Below are 21,408 nucleotides of genomic sequence, written 5' to 3'. Positions count from 1 at the left end.
CCAGCGGACTTTAGCAGCGTGAGCGTGACTAGGCAATGCGTGGAGTTGCCGGATGATGCGATTTGGGGCTCATTGTTTCCGTCAGTCACGACTCCAATTGAGCCCCCTGATCACCTATGACAGCCACGACGGTCAGAAAGTGTATGTGATACTTCCCCAGACCGTTCGGGGAATTCCGTTAAACCCGATTGCCGGCTGGTATTTTTTATCGAGAAGATTATCGATCTGGACTCGCAGGGTTGGTCCTTGCTGAAGCTTGTAGGATGCACTAAAGCCCACGATGACCATTGCCGGCAATTTGTGCAGATTTTCAATGTCGTCATACCTCGCACCCTCGCCTCTCGCTATGCCCTCCACCATGAAATTTTCTGTCGCGTATCTCATCGCCACGGTGCCGAACATCCTGGATCTGCGTGGAAGAATCGTATTGAGCTGCTGGTTGCGCGGATCCTGGAAGGTCATATTTGTCCGTATCGTCCAGTTCTTGCCGATGGGTTGAGTTCCACTCACTTCAAATCCGTCAATGCGGGCCTCGGAGATATTCTCCACCTGCGAGAATATGTTGTTAATCACGATGGCATCTTTGATGGTATTCATAAAATAGCCAAACCGATAGTTTGCACCAGCCCCGTTATATGACACAAATGCTTCGTGCATCCTGCCGCGTTCCGGCTTGAGATTAGGATTGCCGCCGAATCCGAACATCGTAGGAAAATAGAGATCATTGAATGTCGGCGCCTTGAACGACGACGAAGTCAGCCCTCCCACCCGCCAGGAATCGCCCAATTTCCGCGCCAGAGAAACTGAATAGGTGTTGTAGTCTCCGAACTGGCTATTATCATCGTGGCGAAACATGCCCTCCACCACATGCCGGCCGGTATCCAGTTGCGTTCCCGCAAATCCCGCTATATTGCTCCGGCTTGTGGAAGTAAAATTCGTTGTGCCGTTCACACCCTGAATCTCGTAATCAATTCCGGTAAAGATACGGCCAATATTGAGTTTTTTTTCCAATTGTCCCGACGCCTGCAAGGAATGGCTATTGAATACGGCGGGAAAAGCGCCTCGCACTGTTGAATTGTCGGTGGATGCGCCAACCGTACCCATCACGCTGAAATCACGGGGAAGCGAATAGATGCCCCTGAGATTGGCCATGGCGATCGATTGTATGTTCATATCGGCAGTTGTCGGCGAAGCGTCAAATGAAGTCTTGACCTGGGAACCCAGGGCGGTGGCTTCCACCTGGAAATCCGGTGTTATCCAGCCCCCTGCCTTGGCTACCATCCCTATCCGTTTTCGGGGATCGTTATCCGGATTGTAGGCGAAAGGATTATTGCTGTTCGTCGCGGACCCCTGCCGGATAATATCCTGCACCATGCGTACCCCTGCATAATAGGAATCTCCCCGTACTCCGAAGCTACCGGCAGCTCTCTCTGAGAATCTCGACCCACCCCCGCCTGAAAACATGATTCCTTTCGGTATGTCGATATTTCCCCTGATCACCCCTCCCACCGCGTTAGACCCAAACGCGGCTGACGTTCCCCCCTGAATAACGTCAACAGATGATAATAAACCTGGCGCAATGGCAGCAAAGTTTGGCGCTCCGTTGGTTGCTGAATACATCTTGACGCCATCGATCATAAACAATGTTTGATTCGAGTTGGAGCCGCGCATAAATAGGGACACCGGACCGCCTGGACCGAGCTCATTGATTTGTACCTGTTCCTGCAATACCGTCTTCCAGTCGTTATCCTCAACCTTCAATTTCACCGTGTTAATCCGTAGATTGGTCAGTTCTTGATTCATGGGAATCCGATTCCCGCCATAAATAGTCAGTTCCGGCAGGATCGTCTTAGGAACGTCGTTTGCCAGTGCCAATCCAGCCTGATTCACTATCAACCCAAGGATTAACATGCGGCCTGATTTCATTCATTACTCCTCACGGGTATTGGTATTAATATGCCCTTCACTTCAGATCGGGACGCATGTTTCGATATCGGGTGTCGCCAAAGAGCGCCTTTGCGTATTGGCACGCTCGCGTTTATCGATGCGTAGACCCAACCGGGTATATACGAACCACAAAAAGCAGCCGTTTATCTGAAATGAAATGCACGAACTCGGTGTTAAGCAGACGCCCCGTCCACTGTTTTAATAAACGGAGAATTACCGCGCAGATGTCGTGAACGAAAAAGGATCGATCAGGATACCGCCCCACGCGATAGTTCCCCATGCCGTATGCGTTTGAGGCCGGTATCCGGGCTCGCAAGTTTTGACGTATCGCCTTCCCATGAACTGGAGAATTCACAGTGGCATCAGAGAGCCTCTAAACACACGAAAAACTTATTCAGAGGTCCCTGGTTGATACGTCCGCACTTGCTTACCGTTGCGGGGGCAGCCCAGGCATCAAGGAACCTCTGAATGACTTATTCAGAGGTTCCCTTTACCTGGTTCCCGTTTAACTCGGCCGCACAGCGGCCAAAGCACCTTAAACGTGGCGGGAATTCTACCAGAATCAGACTGCCTGACTGAATCATTCGGATAGGTATTTTCGTCATACGGGACCCGCAAATGAAATTGGCGCGGCAGACCTGGAAACAACATTTGAACAACTCCCTTATCAGTTGACTCAACAAGGATTTCCGAACTATAGTGAGCCGATGGAATCCGAACTCAGCTCTCTGGAAGAGAAAATTAATCAATTCGTGCGATTGTGCCAGCAGCTGCGATCGGAAAATATTCAGTTGCGCCAGCAATTGGCGAGCGCCGCTAGCGAAAATAAACATCTGGCGGAAAAAATAAGCGCCGCAGCTGGCCGTCTGGACGCCCTTCTGACGCAACTTCCCGAAAGCGAAGAATGAGAACCACCGCTACCATGGACGTCACGATTATGGGACGCGAATTCCGGGTCACCTGCCCTGACGAGGAACGCGAGGAATTGCTGCAAGCGGTTGCTTATCTTGATAAAAAAATGCGTGAAATCAGGGACAGCGGGAAGGTGGTGGGTTCCGAGCGCGTCGCCATCATGGCGGCGCTCAACATCGCTCATGAATTGCTCACGACAAGAAAAAGAGGAGGCTTTGACATGGAAGAATTTAAGCGTAGAATCGTTCACATGCAGGTGGCGCTTGATGCCGTAATGCCGGAGCAAGACAAGCTGTTTTAATCCGTATTATGAAGCTTTCAGGTCAGCCAGGTTAGGTTTCCAGCTTGCGCTCAAGGCGGAATGTAGTAAGCGGATTATTCTGTCTGAGGGTGAGAACGGGTAAAAGTTGTTCCCTGCGGTGTTCGTTTAGACCTATATTCTTTGAACCAACTTTTTTAAGAATCGGTTACGAACCAAAGTGACGCTGTTGTGCGCATCCTATTGGAAGCGCCTGATGCGTCCGGCTAGTGACCACCTTGGACCTTAAGGTTCAAGATAAATGGTCTGACGGCATCTGCGGGGACTTTATTGCAGAAGACAAAAAAAGCGGCCATGCCGCTTTTTTTGTCTTCAATCTGTTTCGCTGCTCCAGGCATGCGGCCATATGCGATGAAACGCATGACCCGCTCGTGAAGTGAAGAAAAGATTTTCGTCCTGTCTGTTCCATATAGAAAAGGATCTGCCTATATGAACCCATCCAACTCCCGCATTGATCCCGATGGCACCCGCCTCCCCATCAAACTCGACACAACCTCGAACGGAGAATTCGAGCCGGTGCCGTTATCGCCCGCGAATAACGCCGCAAACCGCCTCGCTCACGAAGCTGCGACCTCCAATGCGAAGTGTTTAGCTGTTTCACGAAGAGATTTTCTCATTTCCGCGTGCGGCGCGGCCTCCACGCTTCTTGCTTTTAATGCGGCAAATGCCGCGGCTGGCAAATTAGGCGGATTTTTCGATCTACCGGCTGAAGCCGCGCTTGAGCCGTCGCTCGCGCAAGCTGCTATCGGCGGTGGCAAGGAAGAATTCATCTTCGATGTGCAAGGCCACTTCGTGGACCCGAATGGCGCCTGGCTGCGGAAACTTCCCGCCGGCAACACCCCGTTAAGCCAGATGCCCAAGGCAGGCTGTGCGCTCGCAGCAGAGCCCGGCTCGCGCAGCTACTTGCGCTGCCTCGGGCCCGAGGAATTCATCAAGGACGTATTCCTCGATTCCGATACTGACATGATGGTACTCTCTTTTGTCCCCTCGGCACCCGATGCCGAGCCGCTTACCATCCAGACTGCGGATGCGATACGCAGGATCGTCGACCGGATGGAAGGCATGCATCGTCTGCTGCTCCATGGACGCGTCAATCCCAACCAAACGGGTGATCTCGACGCAATGGATGAGTTGAAAGAGCGCTGGGGTGTGTCCGCGTGGAAAACTTATACCCAGTTCGGTCCGGGCGGCAAAGGTTATTTCCTGTCGGATGATATTGGCATCCAGTTCATCGAAAAGGCACGCAAACTCGGCGTTAAGGTCATCTGTATCCACAAGGGGCTGCCCTTCGGCAAACAATCCTATGAACATAGCCAATGCAGCGACATCGGTGTTATCGCCAAACGCTTCCCCGACGTTGCTTTCCTGATCTATCACTCGGGTTTCGTCACCAGCGTCCCCGAGCGTGCCTTCGAGGGCAGGGGCGCGGATGATGGCATCGATACCCTGATCCGCTCACTCATCGAAAATGGCGTCGCACCCAACAGTAATGTTTACGCCGAGCTCGGCAGTACCTGGCGTTACCTGATGCGCGACCCGGAGGCCGCGGCGCATGCGCTAGGCAAGCTTCTGAAGTACTGCGGCGAGAATAATGTCCTTTGGGGCACGGACTCCATATGGTACGGCTCCCCGCAGGACCAGATCCAGGCGTTCCGCGCATTCCAGATCTCTGCCGAAATGCGCGCGAAGTATAATTATCCTGAAATTACGCCACGGCTACGCGCTAAAATCTTTGGACTCAACGCAGCGAGGGTATATTCGATCAGCCCGGAGGAAGTGAAACGGTATACCCAGCGCGACCGAATCGCGCGCGAGCGGCTTGCCTACCTTGAGCGCCCTGAGCCGCACTTTCTTACCTATGGACCGAAAACACGGCGCGAGTTTCTTAGGTTACCCGGAGCCGGGCAACCTTGATTCATCAATGAATTTAAACAAAGCTCTCCATGGAGTATCGATCTCCATTAATTATCCGTCCGCCCCTCTCTCCCATCGTCATTCCCGCGAAAACGGGAATCCAGTCCTCCAGCTGTATAACGACTGATAAGCCACGGATAACTAAACATACAACCCAGTCCAGCGCTAAACAATCCCCTGCCATAAATCCCTCCAATCAGGATTGGTCTTCTCGATCAATTCAATCTTCCACAACCGGTTCCATTTTTTGAGTTGTTTCTCGCGCCGGATCGCCTCGGTCATTTCATCGTGCATTTCGAAGTAAACCAGCGTATGCACACCATATTTGCGGGTAAAACCTTCCCCGAGGTTTTGCTTGTGCTCCCACACCCGCTTCACCAGGTTACTGGTCACACCGATATAAAGTGTGCCGTTACGCTTGCTTGCAAGGATATAGACGGCGGGACTACGTTCCATCAGTACACGTTCCAGATTGTAATTTTCATCGAATTGAAAACCCAGTCGTCATTCCCGCAAAAGCGGGAATCCAGTAGCTCCATAAAAACTGTGGATTCCCGCTTTTGCGGGAATGACGAAGAAATAATGTTAGCCGTCTGCATGTCCTTAAGTCCGTCCTCACATTACGTAAAACTTACTCAAAAAACCCTTCAGTCTGCGTTAACTTAGCGATATCCACTGCAGCATCAAAGAATTATCGGCGTTAAGCTCCACCGAAGTCCCAGATCTTTTGCCTTCCCTACTGAGGGTATCCCTCAGCCAGATGGCATCATTCGCAGATGCGCGATTTAACCTGAACTTCTTAATCTGCATGGGCGTCATGTGCAAGCTGATCAGATTGCCGGTCGAGGACTCCATCCTTGCAAAATACATCAGAGACAAATCTCCCCGGTATGCCTCATGCCCCGAAATCCCTTCATAGTCATTCATAAAGTCGCCGCAGCCGTAGAGTATCAATTTCCCCTTATAAGTCTCGATCCGTTTCACATGATGCGATGAGTGACCGTAAACGACATCCACAGCGGCTTCATCAATTAATTGGCAAGCGAATTCCTGTTGATCACGCGGAATCTCATAACCCCAGTTATTGCCCCAGTGAATCGAAGCAACCACAATGTCGCCAGGGAGCTTTACGGATCTGATGTTATCGTGAATGCCTCGAACCGTTTTGGAAGAAAAGTCGCGCAACAAATTGACCCCCGGTTTCTCCGCCGAAGCGGCCCAGCTCCAGGGTATGCCGCTGGTTTCAGAACCAAATGAGAATACAAGCACCCTTCCCTTTCCCCGCACGGCCGACACCGTGGAAGCCCGCGCCTGTTGAATATTCAAACCCGCCCCCGCCACTTTGATACCAGCCATTCTCAAGGTTTTCAGCGTCTCGACAAGGCCGGCATATCCCCAATCCAGAACATGATTGTTGGCAAGCGCGCAGCAATCGATACCTGCCGCGGTAATACAGGGAATATTGTCCGGATGCATCCGGTAATTGACTGCCTTGTTCTCCACCTCGTCGCTGCGGGTGATCGCAGTTTCGAGATTAATGATGCGCACGTCGGGCTTCCTTCGCTCCAATTCGGCAAGGGCATCACCCCAGATATAGGAAAAATCCACTGGCTTCGGAATTGGTCCACTCACTTCTTCGGCAAGTTCCATGTAACCAGTCGCACTTTTCATGTACCGCTCGTAAAGAACAGGGTTGCCGGGATGGGGCAAGACCTGGTCTATCCCCCTGCCTGTCATGACATCGCCGCATAGAAACAGCATGATGGAACCGGAACCCTGCCCTGAAGCATCATGCTCGCGATCCTCCGCGCTGGCCCCTGCTTCATGGGTGCCGACGGTCATGCCATGGGTCGTGCTCATCAGCGCCTCAAACGGGCGAACTATCATGGCGAATCCTGTAGCGAGGGCCGAAACAAGAAACTCACGACGCTCCAGCTGTGGGTTTGTTTGAGCTTCATTGGGTTTTCTCATGACAATAATCAACAATCGCATGACTGTGATCTTTATGTTAGACGATAAACCAGAACAAGTTCGATATCCGGGCAGATCTGGCATTAGTCCGTAATTCCGTACTCCGGGAGTAGCGCGGCTATCCAATGCTCACGTGTACGGATGTCAATCCGTGACTACGGAGGATCTGTCCAGTACACTAATCATTAAGAACGATAGCCGCTTCAAATAAACCCGATTCCGGATACAAGGAGATACCTATGAGCAATGACAAGAAATTGACCACCAACGCAGGCGCGCCTGTTGCTGATAATCAGAATGTCATGACCGCGGGGCTGCGCGGTCCGGCACTCCTCCAGGACGTATGGTTCCTGGAAAAGCTCGCCCATTTTGACCGCGAAGTCATTCCTGAGCGGCGCATGCACGCCAAGGGTTCAGGCGCCTATGGCACGTTTACCGTGACGCACGATATTACTCGCTACACACGGGCAAAGATTTTTTCTCAGGTAGGCAAGAAAACCGAGTTGTTCGCCCGCTTCACGACGGTAGCGGGTGAGCGCGGCGCCGCCGATGCCGAGCGCGATATTCGCGGATTCGCGCTGAAGTTCTACACCGAGGAAGGCAACTGGGATCTGGTAGGCAATAACACACCGGTATTTTTTCTGCGTGATCCGCTTAAGTTTCCGGACTTGAATCATGCCGTCAAGCGCGATCCGCGCACCAACCTGCGCAGCCCGCGCAACAACTGGGATTTCTGGACATCCCTGCCGGAAGCGCTGCATCAGGTCACCATCGTCATGAGCGACCGCGGCATCCCCGCCAGCTACCGGCACATGCACGGGTTTGGCAGCCACACATTCAGCTTTATCAATGCCGCTAACGAACGCCACTGGGTCAAATTCCACTTCAAGACGCAGCAGGGAATACGCAATCTTACCGATGCGGAAGCCGCTGCCATCATCGGGAAAGATCGCGAAAGCCACCAGCGTGATCTGTACGAAAGTATCGAAAAAAGCGACTTCCCCAAATGGACGCTGTTTGTTCAAATCATGCCGGAAAAAGAAGCAACAACCTGTCCGTACCACCCCTTTGACTTGACCAAGATCTGGCCGCACAAGGACTACCCGCCGATTGAAGTGGGCGTGATGGAGTTGAACCGCAATCCAGAAAACTTTTTTGCCGAGGTGGAACAAGCGGCCTTCAATCCAGCCAACGTCGTGCCAGGCATCGGTTTCTCTCCCGACAAGATGCTGCAAGGCCGGCTGTTTTCATATGGCGACGCCCAGCGTTACCGTCTCGGCGTCAACCATCACCTCATACCGGTGAATGCGGCACGTTGCCCGTTTCACAGCTACCACCGCGATGGCGCGATGCGCGTAGACGGTAATTATGGCGGCACACTTGGCTATGAACCGAACAGCTACGGCGAGTGGCAGCAGCAACCGGATTTCTCCGAACCACCGTTGAGCCTGGAAGGCGCTGCCGACCACTGGAATCATCGCGTGGACGAGGATTACTACTCCCAGCCCGGTAATCTGTTCCGCCTGATGCCCCCCGCACAGCAACAAGTGTTGTTTGAGAACACCGCACGGTCGATCGGCGGTGCGCCTCGGGAAATCCAGATTCGCCATATAGGAAACTGCCTGAAAGCCGACCCGGCCTATGGCAAGGGAGTGGCCGATGCACTGGGAATCCCGCTTAATGAAGTATCTTAGGAAGGGAAGAGCCCTGGCGGACGGCATTCCAAACCTCAGGACTCCCAAATAATTGGGGCCGACTTCAGCTATTGAAGTCGCGCTGCCGTGCTGTGGCGGTTCCGTTATACTATCCCGGGCGTGGCACTGGAATGAGTGACGATAGTGTACCTACAGGTGAATAATATATGCGTTACTGGCTAATGAAATCGGAGCCTTCCGATGTAAGCATCGACGACCTTGCGTCGATGCCCAAGCAAACTGTCGCATGGTATGGGGTGCGCAATTATCAGGCACGCAACTTCATGCGCGACCAGATGCGCGTTGGCGATCAGGTTTTTTTCTATCATTCGAGTTGCGAGCAACCGGGAATCGTGGGGATTGCCGAAGTCTGCAAGCGCGCGTATCCCGACACCACCCAGTTCGATGCTGGCAGCAAATATTTTGATCCGAAAGCGATGCCGGAGAATCCACGCTGGTTCAATGTGGATGTGCAGTTTGTCAAAAAAACCCGCCTGGTTGGCATCAAGGAATTACGCAGCTACCCCGAGCTGGCCAGCCTGCGCATCCTGCAAAAAGGCAGCCGCCTGTCCATCACGCCGGTAGATCCGGCAGAATGGAAATTCATTATGGGAATTTTGTAATGACCTGCTTTCAGCGACTGAAACCGTACAGCAAAATTTGACGTGGAGTGGTGGCCGGCGTATTTGCTGTTAGGCACGATTGTCGGTTTCTTCGCCGGATTGCTGGGTATCGGCGGCGGACTAATCATGGTGCCGGTGCTCACTTTCATTTTCAGCGCCCAGCATTTTCCTCCTGATCGCATCCTGCATCTTGCCCTCGGCACTACCATGGCGGCAATCATATTCACTTCCGTTTCCAGCCTGCGTACTCATCATGCTCACGGCGCGGTAAACTGGCAAGTCGTACGATATATAACGCCGGGAATCATCGTTGGCACGCTGGCGGGGGCGACGCTGGTCAGCATGCTTTCCAGCCAGTTCCTGAGTGTGATATTTGTCGTATTCATTTATTACGCTGCCACCCAGATGCTGTTAAGAATTACTCCCAGGCCTGGCCGCACGCTCCCCGGCAGGCCAGGAATGTTCGGGGCCGGCAGCATTATCGGCGCGGTTTCCAGCTTTGTTGCGATCGGCGGGGGGTTGCTGACGGTGCCATTCCTTTCGTACTGCAACGTCAGGTTGCAGCATGCCATCGGCACCGCCGCGGCAGTGGGCTTTCCCATCGCGATGGCGGGGGCCATCGGCTACATTGCAAATGGCATGGCACAATCCCAGCCGCTGCCGGAATACAGCCTGGGATACGTTTATTTACCGGCATTGGGGTGGATCGTACTGGCCAGTACGCTGACTGCACCCTTGGGTGCAAAAACGACTCATATCGTACAGACCGCCACGCTCAAGAAAATTTTTGTGGTGCTGCTTTATTTGCTGGGGACAAAGATGCTGATCGGGCTTTTTTAGTAAAACAAATAAATTGTCTGGACTTGTAGCAAATGATCAGTACGGTGTTCGTTTGTCCAGCATCCTGGTCTTTGGCGGTACGTCAATCTGGTTTTTTCGCCTGGATAATTGACCAATATCAGGGTAGGGCGTCAATAAGCGAAGCGCATTGCGCCACATGAGTTGCTATCGCCATGCCTGACTATCTCACGCCTGGCATTCAGGCGGTACATATCTATATCCATATCAATCCGATCAGACATGGTTTAGTCAGATGGGTAAGCGAGTGGCCGTATCCGACTTTTCATCGATTGGTTGAGAAGAGTGTTTATCCAGCGGATTGGGCAGGGGGCGATGAAGATAGGCTTGAATATGAAGACAAACATACGGCGCAATGTGCTTCGCTTATTGACACCCTACCCTTCAGATGCCGATCGGACTGCCTGAGCGAGTCGTACCCTGACGTCCAGCGCTCAGCCGCTAGGTACCAAGCGCCGCAAGGCTTCCTGATATTTCTCCGCAGTCTTGGCGAGAATATCCGGGGGTAATGCGGGAGCAGGCGCTTTTTTGTTCCAATCCTGAGTTTCCAGCCAGTCGCGCACGAACTGCTTGTCATAGCTGGGCGGATTCTTTCCCGGTGCGTATTGATCGGCTGGCCAGAAACGGGATGAATCGGGGGTAAGTGCCTCATCTATGAGGTAAAGCCCATCCGCGTCATCCAGACCGAATTCGAACTTGGTATCCGCGATAATAATGCCTTTTGTTATCGCATAATCCGCCGCTTCGACGTAAAGGGCGATGGCTTTATCGCGCACTTGCGCCGCCAAGTCTCCACCCAATAGCGTTTCCACTTCGGAAAAAGAAATATTTTCGTCATGCGCACCCGCCACGGCTTTAGTGGATGGGGTAAAAATCGCTCCGCCAGGCAGTTTGGCGGCTTCCTGCAAACCGGCTGAGAGCGCGATGCCGCAAATAGCGCCGGTCCTCTGGTAATCTTTCCATCCGGAACCCACGACATACCCGCGTACGATAGCTTCTACCGGCAATGATTTCAGCCGCTTGACTACAAATGCACGGCCGGCTACTTGTTCGCGTTCCATTTCTGTCACCACCGATTCGGGGGCGATACCGGTCAGGTGATTGGGAATAATGTGATCAAGTTTTTCAAACCAGAAACTGGACAATGCGGTCAGCAACCTTCCCTTGCCTGGTACCGGGGTTGGCAGAATAACGTCGAACGCTGACAGCCGATCGGTCTGGACAATCAATAGCTTGTCGTTATTCACCGCATAAATGTCGCGTACTTTGCCCCGATGCAGGAGAGCCAGGCTTTGTATGTTTGTTTCAAACAGTGCGATTTGATCAGTCATGATTTTTGGAGATCTACACTGGACAGTGCCTGCTTGATTTCCAGCGCAAGCTGCAATGCGGCATCAGTGGTATCAGCGAGCACGGTATAGTGGCCCATTTTTCGCCCGGGCCGGGCGGCTAGCTTGCCGTATAAATGAAGCTTGACAGACGGATGCCGCAGCACCTCTGCCCATTTCGGCTCTCCCCGTTGCCATAGATCGCCCAACAGGTTCACCATCACCGCCGCACCGTGCATGGCGGTACTCCCAAGCGGTATACCGCAAAGTATTCTTAGCTGTTGCTCGAATTGGGAGGTGATACAGGCATCAATGGTGTAGTGGCCACTATTATGGGGGCGTGGCGCAATTTCATTGACCAGCAATTTGCGATGGGGACCATCGGCGAGTATAAAAAATTCCACGCACAGCACGCCGCGATGATCAAGCTTCTCCGCGATGTCGACCGCAATCTCGCGCGCGCGCTGAATAATTTCCGATGATATTCTGGCAGGAACGATACTGACGTCCAGGATACCATTGCGATGCTGATTTTCGGATACGGGAAATGTAGTTACCTCCCCATCGAATCCGCGTGCCACGATAACCGACACTTCACTCTCTAACGGCAACAATTGTTCCAATACGCACGGTTCGTGGCCCAAACTGGTAAATGCGGCGTCAAGCTCCGTCACATTATTGACTCGTATCTGACCCTTGCCGTCATAACCGAAGCGGCTTACTTTGAGAAGTCCGGGAAACAATTCCGGATGCGCTTGCAACAATGCTCCGTTCGAATTGTGCGAATTCTGAATTACCGCATACGGCACGGCCTCAAAACCATTGGCCACAATAAATTTCTTTTCCAGAATACGATTCTGGGCAACGGCTATACTGCTTGCGGCGGGACTTACCACGCCATGTTCAGCCAGGGTCCTGATAGATTCGGCCGGCACGTTTTCGAATTCCGTGGTGATACCCGCGCAAGTAGATCCCAGCTTATACAGGGTATCCCCGTCGAGGTAATCGGCACGCAAATGCCGGTCAGCGACACTGCTTGAGGGGCTGTCTTTGGCGGGATCAAGTACCGTGACACGGTAGCCCATGCTGTGCGCCGCCATGATGAACATGCGCCCGAGCTGTCCGCCACCCAGGAGCCCCAGCATCGCGCCCGGCATGATGCTCATAACTTGGGCAATGTCATGGCCGCAACCGCCGTGGCCTGAGTTTTACGAAACTCCACAAGAAGCGTGGCAAGCCTGATGTCTTCCACCGCTAACAGTGCCGCCGCGAACAGGCCCGCGTTGAATGCTCCCGCCTCACCAATGGCAAAAGTGGCAACGGGGATGCCTCGCGGCATTTGCACGATGGAAAGAAGCGAGTCCATTCCCAGAAGCTGTTTGGATGGAATGGGCACCCCCAACACCGGCAGAATAGTTTTGGCGGCAACCATACCGGGAAGATGCGCCGCGCCACCGGCGCCGGCGATAATGCATTTTAGCCCGCGCTCGACCGCAGTTTCAGCATACTCGAACATGCGGTCCGGTGTGCGATGGGCGGAAACCACCTCGGCTTCGTAAGGCACATTAAGATCCTTTAATATGCCCACCGCATGTTTCATCACTTCCCAGTCGCTATCGCTACCCATGATCACGCCAACTAAGGATTGTTTCATTAATCTAAATCCGGTAGTTGAATGGACTCACCCAGAAGATGAGAATCAGGTAACACAAAAAAAATTTACGAATCATATTGCGGGTTGGCAAACGAGCGGTTAACTACCAGATTCAGGTTTAATGCCTTTCGGGTATCAGTCGCGCAAATTGTTTTTTTTGGAGGTAGCATCCGCCAGGTCCTCCAGATCCTCAAGGTAGGGATAACGCACATGCCCGTAACGAATCACCAGCACCGCCACCGCAACAAGCACTATCGATGCGGATACGCCCAACAACCGTATGTTGTCCATCTCCTTGATATCCACGATCACATAGCGCGCCATGGCCACCATCGCAATATAAAGGGGAAATCGTACCGGTAGCTTACCGGACTCGAAATATAACCCCACCATGGTCAGGATTTCCAGATAAAGAAACATCAGCAACAAATCCGCCAGGGTGACTCTGGCGTTGTTGATCATCAACATGGTTTCCTGATAACCCGCATATATCGTGGCAAGCGCGATAACAACCAGCCCGGCACTTTCAAAGAAATATAGAGTTCGACGGGAATAGATGGCGGCGCGAGGGTGCAGCATATTTTCTTGTCAGAGATTGTTAGGGTAAGAACATGCCAATACTACCTTTTCCATATGACGATTCCAATTGCAATTTGAAACTGATGAATCGATTGAGCGTATTACTCCGCGAGTACCCCACGCTGAGCTTTCAGCTTTGCCAGCAGCTCCGTATCCACCCATCCGCCACTATCGACATTTCCCTCGAATACAGTAAATGGCTGCGTTGGTTCGCCCAGATCCGACAACACTACCGCTGCGCCCGTGAAATCCTGCAGGCGGGTATATTCATTGACCGTAACCACGGTATCCAGGCCTGCTGCAAGTGATGCTCTCAGTCCGTTTTCAGAATCCTCCACTGCGATGCATTGCTCTGCCGGCAGCCCCAGCCGTTCCAGTACCCAGTGGTAGATATCCGGCTCAGGTTTTTTCCCAGGAACGATATCACCCGCGCCGATGACGTCAAACCAGCCGGGAGAATCTTCTCCCAAGGTGGATTTTAACAAGGATGTTACGTTTTCCGGCGTAGTAGTGGTGGCAATGGCAATTTTTATTTTGGCTTCACGCAACTGATGGATCAAGCGGGCAACACCCGGGCGCAATGGTGTCTCCCCGCGTTCAAGCAAGGCCACATAGTGTCTCGTTTTAGCTTTGTGCAAACCGGCGATCCAGCTATCCAGTTCAGCCCTGTTCAATTCGGCAGGCGCATATTTCTCCAAATAATGACGAATACGCTCTTTGCCGCCGGTGATGGCCAACAACTCTCCATAAAGCGCCACATCCCATTCCCAGTCAAGACCCCGTTCTTTAAATGCGGCATTGAAAGCGAGACGATGGCCATCCCGCTCAGTATCAGCCAGCGTGCCATCAACGTCAAACAGTACCGCGCGAAGGGGGTTATTTCTATCTCTATACGATTTCATTTATATTCCTATCCTCTTGTGATGGGGCGCAATCATCAGTTTTAACCTCAGAATCCGGGATGCAACTCGCAGCACGCTGCAACCGATCCGCAATAGCCATCCAGGCAGGGGCATCAGGAGGCGCTTCGATCAATAAGCGATCAAAATGCTCATGATCTAATCGGCGCAAGGTTGCATACAACCGGCTACCGTAAACTTCGGGTTCCGCGGGCATGGCAAAATGGGTCCCATTTTTTCTTTCCGGCCGCTCAGGATTCTGACCTGACCACGTCATTATTGCCGTGCGCAATCCTTCCGTCTCCAATTCGATGGCGCGCTGCCATAAGGACTCCGTGGGCCAAAGCTCCAGCGGCGTATCCGGGGCATAGTGGGAGGCGAGGGAGCCCGGCACGCGCACGGCTTGCTTCTTCCTTCCGGTCGCGACAACCTTGCTACCCAACACTTCCTCCAGCGCTTCCAGGGAAATGCCTCCCGGCCGCAATACGAGGGCGGTTTGATTGTTAAAGCCGACAATTGTACTTTCCAGGCCAACCTTGCACGCCCCGCCATCAAGAACCATATCGACAGCGTCACCCAGCTCCTCGCGCACATGGGTTGCCGTGGTGGGACTCAACCGCCCAAAACGATTGGCTGAAGGCGCGGCAAGGGCTCCTTCCGGTCCCAATGCATTCAACAAGGCAAGCGCAACAGGATGATCCGGCACCCGGAGTCCAACGGTGTCCTGGCCCCCTGTTACATTTTCAGGCACATGGTGACTGCGCGGCAATATCAATGTCAGGGGTCCCGGCCAAAAGTACTCAGCCAGTTGCCAGGCCTGTTCCGGTATCTCGCGCGCCCAGTGGTGCAATCGGGATGAATCGGCAAAATGAACGATTAGCGGATGATCGGCAGGCCTTTTTTTGATTTCAAATACCCGTCGTACTGCGGAAAGATTAGAAACATCCGCGCCAAGTCCGTAGACCGTTTCCGTCGGGAAAGCCACTATCCCGCCGGCCCTTAGCAGAGCGGCGGCAGCAACAATCTGATCATGATCGTTCGGTGTCATCTACGAATCATCCGTGCCGATAGAATTGCGTGATCGGAGATTTTGGACCAAGGACGGCCTCGATGCACCTGCGCGTGCTCTACGTGAAAACCGCGCACATAAATACGATCGAGACGAAACAAAGGCAAAACGGAGGGGAAGCTGCGCGCCGCTCTCCCTCCCATCATCTCGAAAGCTTCGCTCAGGTGCAGCTGTTTAACCAGGATCCGGCTCGCCATTTCACGCCAATCATTGAAGTCTCCGGCGATGATTAGCGGCGCCTGCTGGGGCACCACCTCCTCAATATGCTGCTCCAATGCCTGCAATTGTTTTGATTGCCCGCGCTTGAACAGCCCCAGGTGCACACATATGCAATGCAGATTCTCCGGCCAGCCGGGAATACCCATTTCGCAATGAAGCAAACCACGGCTCTCGAAACGATGCGCGGAAACGTCCATGTTATCCCAACTCATGATCGGGTAACGGCTTAGAATCGCATTGCCGTGATGCCCTTCATCGTATACCGCATTTTTTCCATAGGCAAAATCTGACCAGACCGAATCGGCCAGAAACTCATGCTGCGGACCGCACGGCCAGTTCTCGAAACGGGCCGCATGCCCTGTATGCTGACCGACCACTTCCTGCAGGAAAATGATATCGGCATCGAGAGTCCGCAAATTCTCGCGCAGTTGGTGCACCGTCATGTGCCGCTTGAAATGCGAAAAACCTTTATGAATATTATAGGTGGCGATATGCAGCTTATCGGGCATGTGATGAACGACAGGCTTAGCTCGGAAGATTGTCCGGGGATTTAGTATCGGTGTCGCGCGGAAACACTTGTTTCCCGTCAACCAGTGAAAAATGACGCTTTCTCATCCCAGATCATCCATCAGGACGCGAAATAATGGCGAGGCAGGTTGCGAGAAATCCATAGTTGGGTCCATGAGCGCCGCGCAGTGATAAAAACGGCGGCGAAATGGCCGCAAACTGACCGCCCGCACTCGCGTAGCCTTGGAGAACCGCCCGATAGACTATCCGAGTCCATTTCTCTATGAAGCCTCCAGCATCCGTTCCAATGCAAGCTTCGCAAGTGCCGCTTCGGCCATCGGTACTTTGATCTGATTTACCACTTTTCCTGCCACAAGATTTTCCAGCGTCCAGGCCAGATGCTGTGGATCGATGCGAGCCATGGTGGAGCACATGCATATCGTCGGCGCCATGAACTGCACTATTTTTCCTTCTGGCTTGAATTCCTCGGCGATGCGGCCAACCAGATTCAGCTCCGTACCAACCAGCCAACGAGTTCCCTTTTCCGCATCGCGGATGGTATTAATAATGTACTCGGTGGAGCCGACGAAATCAGAATTCTTGCATACCTCAAAACTGCATTCCGGATGTGAGATGACTTTTCCATCGGGGTACTGGTTGCGAAAGCGTAGTATGTGCTGCGGCTGGAACATCTGGTGTACCGAGCAATGTCCCTTCCATAACAGGATCTTGGCTTTCCTGATTTGTTCCGGAGTTAGTCCCCCCATCGGCTCGTCAAAATCCCATACCAGCATTTCGTCAAGCGGAATCCCCAGCTTGTGACCGCTCCAACGTCCCAAATGCTGGTCCGGAAAAAACAGCACCTTCTCGCGCCGGGAAAAAGACCACTGCAAAATCTTGACAGCGTTGCTGGAGGTGCAAACGATACCGCCATGCTCGCCACAGAAGGCCTTCAGGTCGGCGGCGGAATTGATATATGTCACAGGCGTGATTGTCTCATCAGGCTCAAGCACTTCCATCAATTCGCGCCACGCTCTTTCCACCTTGGAAAGGTTAGCCATATCAGCCATTGAACAACCGGCGGCCAGGTCGGGAAGGATGGCGATCTGCTCCGGCTTGGACAGAATATCGGCTACCTCAGCCATGAAATGCACACCGCAGAACACCAGGTAGTCCGCATCCGTTGCGGCGGCGAGGCGTGAAAGCTTCAGGGAATCACCGGTGAGATCGGCATGCTTGTATACATCCGCCCGCTGATAATGGTGCGCAAGTATGACCGACCGCTTTCCCAGCGCGGCTTTGGCCTCAATGATGCGTTGCTCGCAATCATCGTCCTGCAAGGTGTCATAACGTTCAAAAGCAATGGCTTCTGCTTGCATGGCTACTCCCATTTTTTCTTTACCCATCGGAAATACATCGAACCCTATAAGACCGGCATATCGGCTATCGGTTCTACCGGATTCCTGTTTCCCTCTCTTTCCCTTCCTAACCTTTCCCGCCGCATCTATCCGCGGCCAGCTTTCGTATCGCCTCCGCATTACTGGAAGAAAAAACCTTCTCCGCCGCCTCTCGCCAGGGTAGCCATACAAAATTCAAATGCTCTCGTGCAGCCACCGAGACGGGAATGGGTTCGGGTAGTAACAAGGCGAAAACATGCTCGGTGTTGCGCGTCACTTCCGGTGCGTAACGCCAGCGCCATTCCTCATAAATTTCATATTCATTCTGAATGTTGCAATCGGCTAACGGGTAGCAGGTTGCATCCAGTCCCGTCTCTTCAGCCACTTCCCGCACCGCCGTTTGCACAAGTGTCTCACCCGGATTCCGGCTACCCGTCACCGACTGCCAATACCCCGGATGATCGGCCCGCTCCAGCAGCAGTATCTGCATATCGGGCGTATGGATCACTACCAGAACGGAAATCGGGATTTTATACATTTTCACCCCGGAAGCAGAGATTCAAGCATACTCCTGCGGATAGTTCCTACTGTCCGGATGCTACAGTTTAACCTTTACCCTTAGCTCCTAACTTTTTAGCGCTTCCACGTGCCGCAACTTGATATGCAGTTCCCGCAACTGCTTCTCACCCACCCCGCTGGGTGCGTGGGTCAGCAGACATTGGGCGCGCTGCGTCTTGGGAAAGGCTATCACATCACGGATCGACTCTTCACCCGTCATCATGGTAACGACACGGTCAAGACCGAATGCGATACCACCGTGGGGCGGTGCGCCATATTGCAATGCTTCCAGCAGAAAACCGAATTTTTCATGCGCCTCTTCGGCTCCAATATTCAAGGCACGAAATACCTTCGACTGCACTTCCTGGCGATGAATACGCACCGAGCCGCCACCAATCTCCGATCCATTCAGCACCATGTCATATGCCTTGGATAACGCTTTTCCAGGATCGGTTTCCAGCAAGTCTTCGTGACCATCGGCGGGCGAAGTAAAGGGGTGGTGCAGGGCTTTCCAGCGATTTTCTTCGTCATCATGCTCGAACATGGGGAAATCGATTACCCACAAGGGTTTCCATCCGGCTTCCGCAAGCCCCCGGTCGTGCCCGGCCTTGGCCCGCAACGCACCCAGTGCCTCATTCACCACATGGGCCTTGTCCGCGCCAAAGAATATGAGATCGCCATCTTTTGCACCCGTACGCTCCAGGATGACTTTTATCACCGTCTCCGGCAGAAATTTCAGTATCGGTGATTGCAGGCCTTCAAGGCCTTTCTCCAGCGCATTAACTTTAATGTAGGCAAGCCCTTTCGCACCATATATCGCCACAAAACTGGTGTAGTCGTCTATCTCCTTGCGCGACAATTCCCCCCCGGCTGGTACCCGCAGTGCCGCCACACGCCCGCCCGGTTTTTGTGCTGCCTCGCGAAAGACTTTGAATTCCACATCCCTCATTACGTCGGTGAGCTCAGTCAAAACCAGCGGCACGCGCATATCGGGCTTATCGGAGCCGTACCGGGACATGGCCTCGGCGTATGTCAAGCGCGGGAAAGGGTTTGGAAGATCGATATTCATTACGCTTTTGAACAAACCACAAATCATCTCTTCCATCAGTACCATGATTTGAGTTTCATTCAAGAAAGAGGTTTCGATATCAATCTGCGTGAATTCAGGCTGGCGATCCGCGCGCAAATCTTCGTCACGAAAACATTTGGTGATCTGATAATAACGATCGAACCCCGCAATCATCAGTAATTGTTTGAATAGCTGCGGCGACTGCGGCAACGCAAAAAAATGACCGATATTGACGCGCGAGGGCACAAGATAGTCGCGCGCACCCTCCGGTGTCGATTTTGTCAGCATCGGCGTTTCGATATCGATAAAACCGTGCTGGTCGAGAAATACACGAACCGCCATTGCCACCTTGTAGCGCAAACGCAAGTTTGCCTGCATCTGAGGACGCCGCAGATCGAGATAGCGGTGTTCCAGGCGCACAGCTTCGCTGAGATTTTCATCGTCCATCAGGAATGGTGGCGTCAGTGAAGCATTGAGGATCTCGATGGACTGTACCAGCACTTCAATTTCACCACTGACGAGATTAGGATTAGCCGTACCAGCAGGGCGATGCCGCACCGTGCCGGTAATCTTCAGCACGAACTCATTACGAATCTTTTCCGCACTTTGGAAAGCCGTCACATTGTCCGGGTCACACACTACTTGCACCAGACCCTCGCGATCACGCATATCAATAAAAATAACACCACCGTGATCGCGGCGACGATGCACCCAGCCATAAAGAGTGACCATCTGGTTCAGATATTTGGAATCAATGAGGCCGCAGTAGTTGGTGCGCATAACGTGTCGGAAAATCAGAGAAAAATAGGAATCAGGATTTGTCGCTTGCTGTGGAGCTGGCGGGACTGGCGGAGCTGTTGCCATGCAGTAATACGGCTTGTGACTGACCGGGTTTTTTGCCGTTGCTGGGTATTACGACACCCATGGAAATAATGTATTTGAGCGCCGTATCCACGCTCATATCGAGTTCTATCACATCGCTTTTGGGCATCATCAGGAAAAATCCGGAAGTGGGATTGGGCGTGGTCGGCACATATACGCTCACATACTCCCCCTTGAGGTGATTGACCACATCACCGCCTGGGGAGCCGGTCATGAACGCGATGGTCCATGAACCCTCACGTGGATATTGCACCAGTAGTGCCTTACGGAAAGCCTCACCCTGACTTGAAAATAACGTGTCACTGACTTGCTTGACACCATAATAAATCGATTTCACCACCGGGATGCGCCATAACACGCCTTCCCAGAATAACACCAGTCGCTGGCCGATAATATTGGTCGTCAACAAGCCAGTGATAAATACCACCAGCAACGTCAGCACCGTGCCGACACCGGGAATATGAAAACCCACCAGGGCTTCGGGATGAAGCCTGCTCGGTAATAGCAGCAACGACTGGTCCATGGTGCCAATCAGAAAATTCAACGCCCAGGCGGTGATGCCGAGAGGTACCCAGATAAGGAGTCCGGTGACGAAATAACGTTTCATTATTGAAAGATATCTGCGCCCGGGATTCAATCAGTGGTGCAAGCCGGGCTCGCAGCGCCGGCGGCAGGTGCGGTTGTACTGGTGGTTTCGCTCTTTGTAGCCGCAGCAGTTTCTGCATCGGGTTTGGGTTTTGGCTTCGCTCCATTCTTAAAATCGGTCGCATACCAGCCACTGCCCTTCAACTGAAAACCCGCGGCGGAAATAAGTTTCGTATAAACATTGCTGCCACACGCGGGACAAGCCGCAACCGGCGCGTCGTTCACTTTCTGCAGATATTCTTTTTCAAATCCACAAGACCCACAGCGGTATTCATAAATCGGCATGGCAACCTCCAGCAAAGCGGAATTTGAAAGAAACAGGATTATACCTCAACCACTTGGTTTTACCGGATATATGGACTGC

At 52.8% G+C, this 21,408-nt stretch carries 21 protein-coding genes, 1 other RNA gene and 1 riboswitch; of the genes, 7 read left to right on the top strand and 15 right to left on the bottom strand.

Going from position 1 to position 21,408, the window contains the following annotated elements; all coding sequences use genetic code 11:
* Positions 1–132: 132 nt before the first annotated feature.
* Positions 133–1,926 carry a TonB-dependent receptor domain-containing protein gene (locus tag BLR00_RS05390; protein ID WP_074631297.1) on the bottom strand — a complete coding sequence of 598 codons (1,794 nt, stop codon included), beginning with the start codon at positions 1,924–1,926 and terminating at the stop codon, positions 133–135.
* A 299-nt stretch (positions 1,927–2,225) separates the two neighbouring features.
* Positions 2,226–2,500: riboswitch (cobalamin riboswitch) on the bottom strand.
* Positions 2,501–2,618: 118 nt separating this feature from the next.
* Between BLR00_RS05390 and BLR00_RS05385 the strand changes: the two genes are divergently transcribed.
* The 4 genes from BLR00_RS05385 to BLR00_RS05370 all read left to right on the top strand — a co-directional run bounded on the left by BLR00_RS05385 (position 2,619) and on the right by BLR00_RS05370 (position 5,092).
* Positions 2,619–2,855, top strand: coding sequence for a hypothetical protein (locus BLR00_RS05385; RefSeq protein ID WP_308811297.1), 237 nt, complete (start codon positions 2,619–2,621; stop codon positions 2,853–2,855).
* Positions 2,852–3,160 carry a cell division protein ZapA gene (locus tag BLR00_RS05380; protein WP_074631292.1) on the top strand — a complete coding sequence of 103 codons (309 nt, stop codon included), beginning with the start codon at positions 2,852–2,854 and terminating at the stop codon, positions 3,158–3,160. Before BLR00_RS05385 ends, BLR00_RS05380 begins: the two co-directional genes overlap by 4 nt.
* A gap of 107 nt (positions 3,161–3,267) precedes the next feature.
* A non-coding RNA gene (gene ssrS, locus BLR00_RS05375) (6S RNA) lies at positions 3,268–3,447 on the top strand.
* A gap of 160 nt (positions 3,448–3,607) precedes the next feature.
* Entirely contained in the window at positions 3,608–5,092 is a 1,485-nt protein-coding gene (locus tag BLR00_RS05370; protein WP_074631290.1) for an amidohydrolase family protein, read from the top strand.
* 165 nt (positions 5,093–5,257) lie between these two features.
* Here the strand turns inward: BLR00_RS05370 and BLR00_RS05365 are convergent, their stop codons facing one another.
* Both BLR00_RS05365 and BLR00_RS05360 read right to left on the bottom strand, forming a co-directional pair.
* Positions 5,258–5,548, bottom strand: a complete 291-nt coding sequence (locus tag BLR00_RS05365; RefSeq protein WP_074631287.1) for a GIY-YIG nuclease family protein — start codon at positions 5,546–5,548, stop codon at positions 5,258–5,260.
* A 201-nt stretch (positions 5,549–5,749) separates the two neighbouring features.
* Positions 5,750–7,063, bottom strand: a complete 1,314-nt coding sequence (locus BLR00_RS05360) for a CapA family protein (protein ID WP_256324053.1) — start codon at positions 7,061–7,063, stop codon at positions 5,750–5,752.
* 239 nt (positions 7,064–7,302) lie between these two features.
* Here BLR00_RS05360 and BLR00_RS05355 point away from each other — a divergent pair, with 239 nt between their 5' ends.
* The 3 genes from BLR00_RS05355 (at position 7,303) to BLR00_RS05345 (ending at position 10,220) form a co-directional block, all read left to right on the top strand.
* On the top strand, positions 7,303–8,757 hold the full coding sequence (locus tag BLR00_RS05355) for a catalase KatE2 (protein ID WP_074631285.1): 1,455 nt from the start codon (positions 7,303–7,305) through the stop codon (positions 8,755–8,757).
* Positions 8,758–8,924: 167 nt separating this feature from the next.
* Positions 8,925–9,380, top strand: coding sequence for an EVE domain-containing protein (locus tag BLR00_RS05350; RefSeq protein ID WP_074631283.1), 456 nt, complete (start codon positions 8,925–8,927; stop codon positions 9,378–9,380).
* A gap of 42 nt (positions 9,381–9,422) precedes the next feature.
* Positions 9,423–10,220, top strand: coding sequence for a sulfite exporter TauE/SafE family protein (locus tag BLR00_RS05345; protein WP_074631281.1), 798 nt, complete (start codon positions 9,423–9,425; stop codon positions 10,218–10,220).
* Between the two features lie 452 nt (positions 10,221–10,672).
* Here the strand turns inward: BLR00_RS05345 and BLR00_RS05340 are convergent, their stop codons facing one another.
* The 12 genes from BLR00_RS05340 to BLR00_RS05285 all read right to left on the bottom strand — a co-directional run bounded on the left by BLR00_RS05340 (position 10,673) and on the right by BLR00_RS05285 (position 21,329).
* Complete coding sequence (locus tag BLR00_RS05340; protein ID WP_074631278.1) at positions 10,673–11,569, bottom strand: phosphoribosylaminoimidazolesuccinocarboxamide synthase; 897 nt, start codon at positions 11,567–11,569, stop codon at positions 10,673–10,675.
* Positions 11,566–12,732, bottom strand: a complete 1,167-nt coding sequence (locus tag BLR00_RS05335) for a 5-(carboxyamino)imidazole ribonucleotide synthase (protein ID WP_074631276.1) — start codon at positions 12,730–12,732, stop codon at positions 11,566–11,568. The genes BLR00_RS05340 and BLR00_RS05335 overlap by 4 nt, the downstream gene beginning before the upstream one ends.
* Positions 12,729–13,220, bottom strand: a complete 492-nt coding sequence (purE, locus tag BLR00_RS05330) for a 5-(carboxyamino)imidazole ribonucleotide mutase (RefSeq protein WP_074631275.1) — start codon at positions 13,218–13,220, stop codon at positions 12,729–12,731. Before purE ends, BLR00_RS05335 begins: the two co-directional genes overlap by 4 nt.
* 135 nt (positions 13,221–13,355) lie before the next feature.
* Positions 13,356–13,799 (bottom strand): phosphate-starvation-inducible protein PsiE, encoded by a 444-nt coding sequence (locus BLR00_RS05325; protein ID WP_074631273.1) that lies wholly within the window; start codon positions 13,797–13,799, stop codon positions 13,356–13,358.
* Between the two features lie 101 nt (positions 13,800–13,900).
* A complete protein-coding gene (locus tag BLR00_RS05320; RefSeq protein ID WP_074631271.1) occupies positions 13,901–14,701 on the bottom strand; it encodes an HAD family hydrolase in 801 nt (266 codons plus the stop codon).
* Positions 14,688–15,746: an L-threonylcarbamoyladenylate synthase gene (locus BLR00_RS05315; RefSeq protein ID WP_074631269.1), complete on the bottom strand. Its 1,059-nt coding sequence runs from the start codon at positions 15,744–15,746 to the stop codon at positions 14,688–14,690. The genes BLR00_RS05320 and BLR00_RS05315 overlap by 14 nt, the downstream gene beginning before the upstream one ends.
* Positions 15,743–16,495 carry an endonuclease/exonuclease/phosphatase family protein gene (locus BLR00_RS05310; RefSeq protein ID WP_074631267.1) on the bottom strand — a complete coding sequence of 251 codons (753 nt, stop codon included), beginning with the start codon at positions 16,493–16,495 and terminating at the stop codon, positions 15,743–15,745. The genes BLR00_RS05315 and BLR00_RS05310 overlap by 4 nt, the downstream gene beginning before the upstream one ends.
* A 279-nt stretch (positions 16,496–16,774) precedes the next feature.
* Positions 16,775–17,872 carry a quinolinate synthase NadA gene (nadA, locus tag BLR00_RS05305; protein WP_074631265.1) on the bottom strand — a complete coding sequence of 366 codons (1,098 nt, stop codon included), beginning with the start codon at positions 17,870–17,872 and terminating at the stop codon, positions 16,775–16,777.
* A gap of 106 nt (positions 17,873–17,978) precedes the next feature.
* Complete coding sequence (gene nudB / locus BLR00_RS05300) at positions 17,979–18,428, bottom strand: dihydroneopterin triphosphate diphosphatase (RefSeq protein WP_074631263.1); 450 nt, start codon at positions 18,426–18,428, stop codon at positions 17,979–17,981.
* Positions 18,429–18,515: 87 nt separating this feature from the next.
* Complete coding sequence (aspS, locus tag BLR00_RS05295) at positions 18,516–20,297, bottom strand: aspartate--tRNA ligase (protein ID WP_074631260.1); 1,782 nt, start codon at positions 20,295–20,297, stop codon at positions 18,516–18,518.
* A 31-nt stretch (positions 20,298–20,328) separates the two neighbouring features.
* Positions 20,329–21,006, bottom strand: coding sequence for a DUF502 domain-containing protein (locus BLR00_RS05290; protein ID WP_074631257.1), 678 nt, complete (start codon positions 21,004–21,006; stop codon positions 20,329–20,331).
* Between the two features lie 26 nt (positions 21,007–21,032).
* Positions 21,033–21,329 carry an FmdB family zinc ribbon protein gene (locus BLR00_RS05285; RefSeq protein ID WP_074631255.1) on the bottom strand — a complete coding sequence of 99 codons (297 nt, stop codon included), beginning with the start codon at positions 21,327–21,329 and terminating at the stop codon, positions 21,033–21,035.
* Positions 21,330–21,408 lie beyond the last annotated feature (79 nt).

It is taken from the genome of Nitrosospira multiformis, from assembly GCF_900103165.1.
Taxonomy (GTDB): domain Bacteria; phylum Pseudomonadota; class Gammaproteobacteria; order Burkholderiales; family Nitrosomonadaceae; genus Nitrosospira; species Nitrosospira multiformis_D.
The sequence above is the reverse complement of the archived record's forward strand: the minus strand, read 5'-3'. Positions and strand labels throughout refer to the sequence as shown.